This is a genomic window from Archangium violaceum Cb vi76 (assembly GCF_000733295.1).
In the GTDB taxonomy this organism is placed as follows: domain Bacteria; phylum Myxococcota; class Myxococcia; order Myxococcales; family Myxococcaceae; genus Archangium; species Archangium violaceum.
Genome location: NZ_JPMI01000015.1, coordinates 1 through 11862, shown reverse-complemented (window position 1 = coordinate 11862; position 11862 = coordinate 1). Strand labels below are relative to the sequence as shown.

General features: G+C 69.2%; 9 protein-coding genes and 1 pseudogene. 5 read left to right on the top strand and 5 right to left on the bottom strand.

The genetic code is table 11. The annotated features are described in order from the left end of the window. Both Q664_RS03120 and Q664_RS03115 read right to left on the bottom strand, forming a co-directional pair. A pseudogene (locus tag Q664_RS03120) lies at positions 1 to 315 on the bottom strand (molecular chaperone DnaJ); the annotation flags it as partial. Between the two features lie 57 nt (positions 316 to 372). Beyond that, a complete protein-coding gene (locus Q664_RS03115) occupies positions 373 to 1182 on the bottom strand; it encodes a hypothetical protein (protein WP_043389713.1) in 810 nt (269 codons plus the stop codon). Positions 1183 to 1266: 84 nt separating this feature from the next. Here Q664_RS03115 and Q664_RS03110 point away from each other — a divergent pair, with 84 nt between their 5' ends. Beyond that, positions 1267 to 2034, top strand: a complete 768-nt coding sequence (locus Q664_RS03110) for a TSUP family transporter (RefSeq protein ID WP_052517608.1) — start codon at positions 1267 to 1269, stop codon at positions 2032 to 2034. Between the two features lie 6 nt (positions 2035 to 2040). Here Q664_RS03110 and Q664_RS03105 read toward each other — a convergent pair whose 3' ends face one another. Continuing rightward, entirely contained in the window at positions 2041 to 2556 is a 516-nt protein-coding gene (locus Q664_RS03105) for a YfbM family protein (RefSeq protein WP_043389711.1), read from the bottom strand. 196 nt (positions 2557 to 2752) lie between these two features. On the opposite strand from Q664_RS03105, the gene Q664_RS03100 reads away from it, so the two are divergent. Then, complete coding sequence (locus Q664_RS03100; RefSeq protein WP_043389710.1) at positions 2753 to 4204, top strand: glycoside hydrolase family 43 protein; 1452 nt, start codon at positions 2753 to 2755, stop codon at positions 4202 to 4204. Between the two features lie 10 nt (positions 4205 to 4214). On the opposite strand, the gene Q664_RS03095 is transcribed toward Q664_RS03100, so the two are convergent. Further along, positions 4215 to 5771 carry a DUF6178 family protein gene (locus Q664_RS03095; protein ID WP_152621883.1) on the bottom strand — a complete coding sequence of 519 codons (1557 nt, stop codon included), beginning with the start codon at positions 5769 to 5771 and terminating at the stop codon, positions 4215 to 4217. An 83-nt stretch (positions 5772 to 5854) separates the two neighbouring features. After that, complete coding sequence (locus Q664_RS51510; RefSeq protein WP_052517606.1) at positions 5855 to 6457, bottom strand: TetR/AcrR family transcriptional regulator; 603 nt, start codon at positions 6455 to 6457, stop codon at positions 5855 to 5857. A 256-nt stretch (positions 6458 to 6713) separates the two neighbouring features. Between Q664_RS51510 and Q664_RS03085 the strand changes: the two genes are divergently transcribed. The 3 genes from Q664_RS03085 to meaB are packed head-to-tail and all read left to right on the top strand — an operon-like array spanning position 6714 to position 11790. Next, complete coding sequence (locus Q664_RS03085) at positions 6714 to 8621, top strand: methylmalonyl-CoA mutase family protein (RefSeq protein WP_043389709.1); 1908 nt, start codon at positions 6714 to 6716, stop codon at positions 8619 to 8621. Next, entirely contained in the window at positions 8621 to 10810 is a 2190-nt protein-coding gene (gene scpA / locus Q664_RS03080) for a methylmalonyl-CoA mutase (protein ID WP_043389708.1), read from the top strand. The genes Q664_RS03085 and scpA overlap by 1 nt, the downstream gene beginning before the upstream one ends. Next, positions 10807 to 11790, top strand: coding sequence for a methylmalonyl Co-A mutase-associated GTPase MeaB (gene meaB / locus Q664_RS03075; RefSeq protein ID WP_043389707.1), 984 nt, complete (start codon positions 10807 to 10809; stop codon positions 11788 to 11790). The genes scpA and meaB overlap by 4 nt, the downstream gene beginning before the upstream one ends. Positions 11791 to 11862 lie beyond the last annotated feature (72 nt).

Sequence of the window (11862 nt, the reverse complement as noted above, 5' to 3'; positions counted from 1 at the left end):
GCCCGCGACGGGCACACCGGCGCCAGCGACGGGAGGCCGGGTGACGGCACGAGGCGCCGCGGGCGCACCCGGGGCGGGCGCGGGTGCGCTCGGACCGGGCGGAACGACGTCGCCCCACGTCTCGCGGGGGAACGAATCACGCAGGTGCGGGAAACGCCCGGGGAAGGCGAAGTTGATGCCGTCCTCGGACACCTGGAGCTGGCCCTGGATGACGCCGTTATCGATCAGCAACTCGATGGTCGGCAGGGCGAGCGGACCCCAGATGGTCCCCTGTTCGTTCCGCACGAAGTATTGCCGGACTTCTCCCTCCGCCATCTCGGATGTCGCTCCTTGTGTGCCTGGGGGCAACCTAACCCGGACCCAACGGCTCCGCTACGGAGCCTCCAACGAAGCCAGCCCGATGAGGCTCAGGCAGGCCGGGTCCGCGTCCTGGGTGCTGGGCGGGTCGAAGCAGTGGACCTCGGTATCGAACACCTTGCACAGGCCCTTGGGGGTGGCCGCGCAGGCCACCTTGGCATAGGCCTTGGTGCAGCCGTAGCCGCACACCGGCTGGCCGTCGCTCGACTGGCACTGCAGGGGCGGCAGGCTCTTGCCATAGGCGCAGAGCACCTCGGCGGGAGGGTCGAAGCAGGTGAGCCGGAGCCCGTCGCTCTTGCAGATGCCCACGGGCGTCTTGCCGCAGGCCACCTTCCCGGCCGCGGAGGTGCAGTTGTAGCCGCATGCCATCTCCGCGCTGTTGCTGCGGCACTCGGCGCGAGGCGTGTCCTTGCCATGGACGGCATACACCTCGGGAGGCGGATCGAAGCAGACGATTTCATCGTTGCGTCCGGAGCAGGCTCCAGCGGGAGTGCGCGCGCACTTCACCTTGCCGAACTGCGTGGCGCACTGGTAGCCGCAGGCCACCTGTCCGTCGATGGCCTTGCACTCGGGCGTGGGCAGCGCGCTGCCGTAGACGCGGATGACGTGGGGTGGAGGGTCGAAGCAGACGGCCTGTCCGTCGAGGACCTGGCAGGTGCCCTGGGGCGTCTGCGCGCACTGGACGCGCCGTCCGTCCGACTTGCACTGGTAGCCGCACGCCACGTGTCCGTCGATGGAGCGGCAGGTGGGCCCCTTGGGGTCCACGGGCGCCGGCGGGGCGGACAGCAGCACGAGGGTCATCACGGAGACGAGGGACGTGAGCACGGAGGGTCCTCGGCGGGGGGTTCCCCCGAATTGACGCCCAGAGTCGGCGCGCACGCAAGCTTTGGACGTGGTAGGTGGCCGCGCGTGGAAGTCAGCGCGCTCGAAATCGTCCTGTTGTGCATCGCGGCCCTCACGGCGGGTGTGGTGGATGCCATCGCTGGCGGAGGAGGGCTCGTGACGCTGCCCGCCCTGTTGGCGACCGGCCTGCCACCGCACGTGGTGTTGGGGACCAACAAGGGGCAGTCCGTGTTCGGCTCGTTCGCGGCGCTGGTGCGCTTCTACCGGGCGGGGCTGCTGAACAAGCAGCTCGCGGCCGTCACCTTTCCCCTGGGGCTGGTGGGCTCGTTCGTGGGCGCGGGGCTGGTGCTGCTGATGCGCCCCGAGGTCCTCAAGCCCGTGGTGCTGGTGCTGCTGGTGATCGTCGCGGCCTTCCTGGCCTTCCGCCGGGGGCCTCCGCCAGGAGAGCGGCCCGAGCCTCCTCGCCAGCGCCTGCTGTCGCTGGGCGCGGTCATCGCGCTGCTCATCGGTACCTATGACGGCTTCTTCGGGCCGGGGACGGGGACGTTCCTCATCATCGCCTTCTCGGGGCTGCTGGGGCACGGGCTGACGAGGGCCTCGGCGGACGCGAAGGTGGTGAACTTCGCGTCCAACCTCGCGGCGGTGAGCCTCTTCGCGTACCGCGGCCTGGTGCTCTGGTACGTGGCGCTGCCCATGGCCGCGGCCCAGTTCACCGGCGGGTGGATTGGCGCGCACCTCGCCGTGCGGGGGGGCGACAAGCTGGTGCGCAAGGTGGTGCTGCTGGTGGTGACGGCGCTCGTCCTCAAGCTGGGCCGGGACGTGCTCACCGGGTGAGCCCGTTCAGCCGATGAACACGAGCAGCCCATGGCCGCGCTTCGCCACGGCGGCCGTGAACTTCTTCAGCTCCTCGAAGTAGGAGAAGAGCTCCTCCTTCGGATCCAGGTCGGGAGGTGGCTCCTCCCAGAAGCCCGGGTAGATGTCCTCCTCCTGCAGGCGCGCGGGCTCGTAGCGCTCGCGCAGGGTGTCCTCGGAGAGCGCGCCGAGGGCCTTGGAGAGGGTCTTCACCTGGTCCGGAGTGAAGACGCGCGCGGTGCCCTCGTCGGAGGGGATGTCGCCCACGTCCTGGCCTCCGCGCACGAGGAAGTCGAGCGGTGCCTTGCCCTCCCAGGCCGTGCCCGTCATCAGGTACTGCAGGCCGTGCCAGGTCTCACCGATGTCGAGGTCCAGGAAGCGCGCGCCCTCGGCGTCCGCGAAGTCCTCCTCGTCGTCGATGAACTCCTCGAGCTTGTCGGGGTGCTCGAGCAGCTTCTGGCGCTGGGGGTCCGTCAGGCTGCGCAGGGTACAGAGCATCTCCATCCGTTTCTCCTGCCCGGTTCACGGGGGCGGCGACCTTACCAGTGGTTCGCAACCCCCCGAAAGTATTGAGCCAACGCCCGTGTATCCGCTGAAGACGGCGGGCAATCCATCCTGAATTGGATCTTTTCCCACTTTTCTTGGATGAACCCGGTTTCAGGGTCTCTATGGAGGAGATTCCCCCCCGGAGGTTGTCCTCATGAAGAAGCACCCGTTCATTTCAACCCTCGTCGCAGTGAGCGCCGTCCCGGCGTTGCTGTCCGGATGTGGCGGCGAGGCCCCCCAGACCGAGACCCAGGCCGAGCCCGCGGCCGTCGCGAGCGCCGAGGCCGGTCTCGCCTGTACCACGAAGATCTCCTACGGCGACGCGTGGATGAAGCCGTCGGGGCACACGGCCTGGTACGACATCGCGAGCGGTTCGGTGACCTGGGACGGCGTCTGTCACAACGACGGCATCAACTCCTATGCCGTGCTGTCCAACGGATGGAAGCCGTACTTCCTCGGCCTCAACTCCTGCGTGATGGCGCTCGACTCGGATTGCACCGCCGGGGTCACGTGCTCGACGCGTGTGTCCTATGGCCCGTCGTGGCTCGCGCCCGCGGGGCACCCGAACCGGTTCGACGACGTCTCCGGGCGCGTGTTCTGGGACCGCGCGTGCGTCAACTCGGGTACCAACTCCTACGCGGGGCTGTCGAACGGGTGGGCGCCGTATTTCACCGGCTCGAACGCGTGCGCCATGTCGTTCCGGTACACGAACTGTGGCGGCCTCTACAAGAACCCGGTGCTCCCCGTGGACTGCGCGGATCCGGGCGTCGTGCATGACGGGACGCAGTACGTGGCCACCTGCACGTCGGGCGGTGCGGCCAATGCGTTCCCGCTCCGCACCTCGAAGGATCTGCTGACCTGGACGAGCGCGGGCTTCATCTTCCCGTCGGCCAGCAAGCCCACGTGGGCCCGGGGTGACTACTGGGCGCCGGAGATCCACCGCGTCGGCACGGGCTACATCGCGTACTACACCGCGCGTCACTCGAACGGAAAGCTGTCCATCGGCGCCGCCACCGCCCCGAGCGCGCTCGGGCCCTTCACGGACATCGGGGCGCCGCTCGTGCACGACACGGGCATGGGGATGATCGACGCCACCGTGTTCGTGGACACCGCCGGGGTGCGGTACCTCGTGTGGAAGGCGGACGGCAACGCGGTGGGCCAGCCGACGCCCATCTACGGCCAGCAGCTCTCGGCGGATGGCAAGGCGCTCGTTGGCACGCGCCGGACGCTGATCTCCAACAACCTCGCCTGGGAGGGCGGCGTCGTCGAGGCCCCGTGGGTCGTCGCGCGTGACGGCTACTACTACCTCTTCTACAGCGGCAACGCGTACTACAACAGCACGTACGCCATCGGCGTGGCCCGCGCGACGAGCCCGCTGGGGCCGTACACGAAGCTCGGCGCGCCGATCCTCAAGAGCACGAGCGCGTGGGAGGGCCCGGGGCATGGCTCGGTCGTCAACTCGCCCGCGGGTACGTCGACCATGGTCTACCACGCGTGGAACAGTGCCCACACGGCGCGCGTGATGCTCATGGACCCCATCATCTGGAGCAACGGCTGGCCCTCGATGCCCGAGGCGCCGTCCATCACCTCGCGGCCCATGCCGTAGCCGCTGTGCTTCACCGGGAGGGTGGCGCGAGCAGCTCTCCCACTCGCCGTGCCGCCTCCTCCACCTGTTCCCTCGTGGCGAGGAATGCCCCGTTGAACGCGGGGCACTCGTCCACGAGCTCTCGCATCGCGGCGAACGCCGCCTTCGAGAGGAACGGGGCGAGGTGCATCCACCGCTTGCGAGAGGCCCAGGGCCTGCCGGCCGCGATGTCCCGAGCGAGCTCGGCGCGGGCCTTCGCGGCCTCTCCGCGCCCCGCGGGCACCTTGAGGGCGAGGACGGCATCGAAGGCGCGGGCGCTTCGCATCACCACGTCCTCGTGGAGCACCCGCCACCCCTGACCGAACGCGGGAACGAGTCCCTCCCGGAGGAGGAGGGCTCCAGCCCGTGAGGGCTCCGTGCCGGCCTCCAGGTTCGCCTCCAGCCCGAGGTTGCACGTGGCCATGGCCACCTGCGCCGCTTCCAGTGCGCGCAGGGGACGGCCCGAGTGGCCGCAGCCGGAGAGCAGCACGTTCGCGAGGTAGCCCAGGTCCAGCATGCACCGGGAGAGGGCCTCGGGCGCCTCACCCTGGAGCCAGGCGAGCGCATCCCGGAGGACCCTGGCCGAGGCGTACGTCCCGGAACCGACACCCTCGCCGAGCAGGGCCACGGGGGGCTGCGTCGTCAGCACCTCTGCCTCCTGGAGGAGGTGGAACAGGGGCAGGGTGGAGGCGGGCTGGGCGGGCCGTGTGCTGTTCACTCGGTCGGGCGGCGTCCGTATGGCCTCGCGCTGAGCCCGGACGTAGCCGCGGGTGATGGGATCGTCTCCCACGCGCCCGGCCCTCGCGAGGCCCAGGAAGGCCGCTGCGTCCGTGGGGGCGACGAAGCCCTCGCGCTCGCGCCGCTCCTCCCGCGCCTGCGATACATCCGCTTCGAGCTGCTCCGCCGTGGTGAGGACCGCGTACAGCCCGCCGTTGTCCTCGATGAACTCCGAGGCCTGATGACAGCAGCGCTCGAGCAGACGCACGAGGAGCTCATGGTGCGCCTCGTCGAGCGCCACGAGCACCGAGAGCACCGCGTCCCACGACTCCGGCCGCCGGGAGATGAGCAGGAACCGGTCCAGCTCATGACTGAGGCTGCTCTCCAGCGCCTTGTCCACGAGCGCCTCGTCTTCCTGTGCTTCGTTCGAGCGCATCCGGTCGAGCGTCAGCGCATCCAGGTCCAGCACGAGGAGCTGAGCGGACAGCGCGAAGGTGACGAAGTCCTCGTCCATCTCCGCGAGCCTGGCAGCCGCGCGGTCCGCTCCCATCTCGAGCATCACCTCCAACCAGAGGCCGAAGCGCTCCGGGTCGAAACGTTCCTCCTGACCCGGGCGGGTGCTCCGCCAGAGGTCCTCATCGAAGATGCGAGCCAGTTGCTGCGTCGTGGCGAGTGCCACCAGCTCTCCCGCGTCCTCCAGCCCCACGTGGTGGATGAGGCGAGTCAGGGCGGGGGCCGGCAGCTGCTGGAGGGCCGAGACCTGCTCCGGGCTCTCCAGGATCCGGTACAGCAGAGATCGGGTGTCCACAGCCCTGCTCAGCGGGTTCGTCACGAGTGCCTCTCCTTCATGAGTGAACAGGTGATTCATTTTTGACGGACGCGAGGACGGGCGGGTGGGCCCGGCTGCTCGCCTGCTCAGGACTCGAAGAGCGCCGCGAGTCCGGTCAGGTGGTATCGGGAGAGAGCCTCCACGGCCTCACGGATGGCCTGCTCCTCCTCGAAGTGACGGAGGATGCGCCCCAGCGTTGTGACGTAGTTGCGGTAGAGCTCCTCGAGCGCGAAGCGCGTGGGCGGGGAGGGCCGGGCGTGGAAGTGGGCGGTGGCGGACTCGAGCAGGAACTGCACCAGCTTCTCCGCGAAGTGCTCATGCGGAGTGCCCTCGGGACTGGAGAGCAGCACGACGACGCGCAGCCGGTTGTCCAGGCTGAAGGCGAGCGCCTCCTCGGAGACGAGACGATAGGGCGCGCCAGGCTCCAGCTTCCGGAGGTCCTTCACTCCCCGGGCGGCCTCCACGCGCTGCCGCAGGAGCCGCTGGAAGGTGGTGACGAACGAATCGGGGACGGCGGCCTCGTAGAGGGCGTTCTTGTTCTCGAAGTAGCGGTAGATGTTGCCGGTGGACACCCGGGCGGCCGAGGCGATCTCCGCCATGCTGGCGCTCCGGAAGCCCTTGCGGGCGAACACCTCGAGCGCGGCCGCCAGGATGGCCTCGTGGACCTCGTCCTTGAGGTACTGCGCCATCACCTACCTCCGCCATCAGTGAATGGGTCATTCACTATTATGGCCCTGCTCGGGTGGATGCAAGAGCGCCAGGAGGAGCAGCCGGGTGGGCCCGCGGTCGGAGCGCGGTCTTCCGTCGAAGAACGTAGGAAAATAGTGCGTATAAGAAGGATAGAGCGGCTCGTGGGTCCCCGTTGCCCCATGGGCGGATTGGACCTAAGGAGTAACCGGCCCCGTTCGTGAGTCCGGCCCCCCGCCATTGATTCGAGGACGCTGCATGTCGCAAACCCCTCTGCACATCGCCCAGGACTTTCCTGCCACCTCGGTCGAGGAGTGGCGTCGCCTCGTGGACAAGGATCTGAAGGGAAAGCCCTTCACGTCGCTCCAGTCCGCGCTCGAAGGGGGCCTCACGCTCCAGCCGCTCTACACACGGGAGGACGCGGGCCCGGCTGCTCCGCCCGAGCCTCCGGGTGTCGCTCCCTTCGTTCGAGGGACGAACGCGCTCGGCCTGACGGAGGGCGGCTGGCTCGTCTGCCAGGAGTACAGCGAGCCCGACGTGGTCACCGCCGCCGAGGCCATCCGGGTCGATCTCGAGAAGGGCGTCCTGGGAGTGTGGCTGCGCCTCGGTGAGACCCAGGGCATCCGCGTGCGGAATACGGAGGACATGGAGCGCCTGCTCGCTCCGGTCCCGCTCTCCAGGACTCCCGTTCATCTCGAGGCCGAGGAGGACCCGGTGTTGGCGGCGACCCTCCTGCTCAAAACCGCCGAGCGCACCAATACCCCGCCCAGCTCACTCCAGGGTTGTCTCGGAGTGGATCCGCTCGGCGTCCTGGCGCGCAAGGGCGCGGTGCTGAGTGGGCTCCAGGCGGCCTTCGCCGAGATGGCTCCGCTCGTCGCGTCCACGCGCGAGGATTCTCCGGGGCTGCGCGCGCTGCTGGTCTCGACGCGGGCCTACGCCGACGCGGGCGCCACGTCCGTGCACGAGCTGGCCTGGGCGATCGCCACCGGTGTGGAGTACCTGCGGGGGCTCGAGCGTGCCGGGATTCCTCCCGAGGACGCGGCCCGCTCCCTCCAGTTCTCGTTCTCGGTGGGCAGCCAGTTCTTCCCCGAGATCGCCAAGCTCCGCGCGGCGCGGTTGCTGTGGTCCAAGGCCGTCGCGGCCTCGGGCGGCTCTCCCGAGGCGCAAGCCATGGTGCTCCATGCGCGCACCGCGGCCGCCACCAAGACGCGGCGCGACCCCTGGGTGAACATGCTGCGGTCCACCTCCGAGTCCTTCGCGGCCGTCGTCGGTGGGGCGGACAGCATCACCACGTCGCCCTTCGACGAGGCGATCGGGCTGCCCGACGAGTTCTCCCGCCGCATCGCCCGCAACACGCAGCTCATCCTGCGCGATGAATCGAGCCTGAACCGCGTCGCGGACCCCGCGGGCGGCAGCTACTACATCGAGCAACTCACCCGCGACATCGCCCGTGCCGCCTGGACCGAGCTGCGGCGCATCGAGGCGCTCGGCGGCATGGCGGCCGCGCTCGTGCAGGGTGACATCGCCCGGGTGCTCGCGGAGACGGTGGCGGCCCGGAACAAGGCCATCCGCACGCGCCGCCTGCCCATCGTGGGCGTGAGCGAGTTCCCGAACCTCGACGAGCAGGTCGTGAGCAGAACGCCCCGCGCATCCGAGAACGCGAGCCCTGCTTCGCGCGGACCCGCCGAGTTGGAGATGACACCGCTGCGTCCGGTGCGTCTGGCCGATGCCTTCGAGTCGCTGCGGGATGCCAGTGACCGTTACCTGGCCGCGCACGGGAGTCGTCCCCGGGCGTTCATGGCCAACCTCGGCACGGTGGCGGAGCACACGGCGCGTGCGACGTGGATCGCCAACGCGCTGGCCGCGGGAGGCATCGAGCCGGTGCAGCACCATGGCTTCGCGGATGTGGCCCAGGCCGCTTCGCTCATCGCCGCTTCCGGGGCCCGGCTCGTGGTGCTCTCCGGTCCGGATGCGATGTACCCCGAGTGGGTGCCCGCGCTGACGGCGGCCCTGAAGCAGCAGAGCGGACGAATCGTGGCCGTCGCGGGCCGCCCGGGTGAGCACGAGGCGGCGTTCCGGGCGGCGGGGGTCGACCTGTTCATCTTCGCGGGTGGCGACCTGTTCGAGACCTTGTCTTCGCTGCACAAGCAGCTCGGAGTGTCCTGATGCGCAGCAACGTGCCGAACTTCGCGGAGATCGACTTCGACGCCCCCGAGACGCTCTCGCCCGCGTCCGCGCGCGACTCGCTGCGGCAGCAGGCTCACGAGAGCACCCAGCGCGCGGACCCCTGGATCACGCCCGAGGGCATTCCCGTCAAGCCCGTGTTCTCCGCCGAGGATCTCCAGGGCGTCGAGCACCTCGGGACGATGCCGGGTCTGCCGCCGTTCGTCCGGGGCCCGTACTCGACGATGTACGTGCAGCAGCCGTGGACCGTCCGGCAGTACGCCGGCTTCTCCACGGCCGAGGCCTCCAATGCCTTCTACCGCCGCAACCTCGCGGCCGGTCAGAAGGGCCTCTCCATCGCCTTCGATCTCGCCACGCACCGGGGTTACGACAGTGACCATCCCCGCGTGACGGGTGACGTGGGCATGGCGGGCGTGGCCATCGACTCCATCAAGGACATGCGCATCCTGTTCGATCGCATCCCGCTCGATCAGATGAGCGTGTCGATGACGATGAACGGCGCGGTGCTGCCCATCCTGGCGCTCTACGTGGTCGCGGCCGAGGAGCAGGGCGTCCGTCCCGAGCAGCTCAGCGGAACCATCCAGAACGACATCCTCAAGGAGTTCATGGTCCGCAACACGTACATCTACCCGCCCGGGCCCTCGATGCGCATCATCGGGGACATCTTCCGCTTCACGGCGGAGAAGATGCCGCGCTTCAACAGCATCAGCATCAGCGGCTACCACATGCAGGAGGCCGGGGCGACGCAGGACCTGGAGCTCGGGTACACGCTCGCGGATGGTGTCGAGTACGTGCGCGCGGGACTGGCGGCCGGGCTGGGCGTGGATGCCTTCGCGCCGCGCCTGTCGTTCTTCTGGGCCATCGGCATGAACTTCTTCATGGAGGTGGCGAAGATGCGCGCGGCCCGGATGATCTGGGCCAGGCTCATCAAGGGCTTCAACCCGAAGAGCACCAAGAGCATGGCGCTGCGCACCCACAGCCAGACGTCCGGCTGGAGCCTCACCGCGCAGGACGTGTTCAACAACGTGGTCCGCACGTGCATCGAGGCGATGGCGGCCACCCAGGGCCACACGCAGAGCCTCCACACCAACTCGCTCGACGAGGCCATCGCGCTGCCCACGGACTTCAGCGCGCGCATCGCCCGGAATACGCAGCTCTATCTCCAGATGGAGAGCGGCACCACGCGGGTGATCGACCCGTGGGGCGGCAGCTACTACGTCGAGCGGCTCACGCATGAGCTCGCCCAGAAGGCGTGGGCGCACATCCAGGAGGTCGAGGCGCTCGGAGGCATGACCAAGGCCATCGAGAAGGGCCTGCCCAAGCTGCGCATCGAGGAGGCCGCCGCGCGGACGCAGGCGCGAATCGACTCGGGCCGGCAGGCGATCATCGGCGTGAACAAGTACCCGCTCGAGCGCGAGGAGTCCCTGGAGATCCTCAAGGTGGACAACACCGCGGTGCGCGAGGCGCAGATCGCCCGGTTGCGCGAGCTGCGCGCCGAGCGCAACCCGAGCGACGTGAAGCAGAAGCTCGATGCGCTCACCCAGGCGGCCCAGCGCAACGAGGGCAACCTGCTGGCCCTGGCGATCGACGCGGCGCGCGCCAAGGCCACCGTGGGAGAGATCAGCGATGCGCTGGAGAAGGTCTTCGGGCGCTACGAGGCCACCGTGCGGAGCATCTCAGGGGTGTATTCCAGTGAGGCGGGGAAGGACGCGCAGGGCATCGTGAAGGCTCGCGAGACGGCCGACGGGTTCCTGGCGAAGCACGGGCGGCGTCCGCGCATCCTGATCGCGAAGATGGGCCAGGACGGGCATGACCGTGGGCAGAAGGTCATCGCGACGGCGTTCGCGGATCTCGGCTTCGACGTGGACATCGGTCCGCTCTTCCAGACGCCCGAGGAGTCCGCCCGCCAGGCCGTCGAGAACGACGTGCACATCGTGGGTGCGAGCTCGCTCGCCGCGGGCCACCTGACGCTCGTTCCCCAGCTCAAGAAGGCGCTCCGGGAACTGGGCCGCGAGGACATCATGGTGGTGGTGGGCGGCGTGATTCCCACCCAGGACTACGAGGCCCTGCGAGAGGCCGGTGCCGCGGCGATTTTCGGTCCGGGTACGGTCATCGCGAAGGCTGCCATCGAGCTGCTCGACAAGCTCGACGCCGCGCTGGGGGATGCTTGAAGGCTCTGCCGGTCGAGGCGTACGTCGAGGGCGTCCGCGCGAACGAGCGCGCCATGCTCGCCCGCGCCATCACGCTCATCGAGAGCGAGCACCCCAAGCACGAGGCGCTCGCGCAGGAGGTGCTCACCCGGTTGCTGCCCTACACGGGTGGGGCACTGCGGGTGGGGATCAGCGGCGTGCCGGGAGTGGGGAAGAGCACGTTCATCGACGCGTTCGGGATGCACCTGGTGGGATTGGGCAAGCGCGTGGCGGTGCTCGCGATCGATCCTTCGAGCACGGTGTCGGGCGGGAGCATCCTGGGTGACAAGACGCGGATGGCGCGGCTGTCGCGCGAGAACCTCGCGTACATCCGTCCCAGTCCCTCCAGCGGAACCCTGGGAGGCGTGGCGCGGAAGACGCGCGAGACGCTGCTGCTGTGCGAGGCGGCTGGCTTCGACGTGGTGCTGGTGGAGACGGTGGGGGTGGGCCAGTCGGAGACGGTCGTGGCCGACATGGTGGACTTCTACCTGGTGCTCATGCTGGCGGGGGCCGGGGATGAGCTGCAGGGCATCAAGCGCGGCATCCTGGAGATCGCGGACATGATCGCGATCAACAAGGCGGACGGGGACAACGCGGTCCGCGCGGAGCGGGCGCGGGCCGAGTATCGCGCGGCGCTGCACCTGATGCGCCCGGGTGCGGAGCCCGAGGTGACGACCTGCAGCGCGCTGGAGAACACCAACATCGAGCGTGTGTGGTCGTCGATCGAGAAGCGGCTGGAAACACAGCGGGCCTCGGGCGAGTTGGAGAAGCGCCGGAGGGTGCAGCAGGTGCAGTGGATGTGGTCGATGATCGAGGACGGACTGAGAGCCGCCCTGCATGCGCATCCCGGAGTGGCCGAGCTCGGGCCCACGCTGGAGCGAGACGTGCGGGAGGGCCGTGCGACCCCAACGCTGTCCGCACGGCGCATCCTGGGGGCGTTTCTCTCGGGACCCCGGACCTGACCGTGGATGTCCCCTCTCCCTCTGGGAGAGGGTTAGGGTGAGGGTCTTCACCCACCTCGTGTACCGCGGATG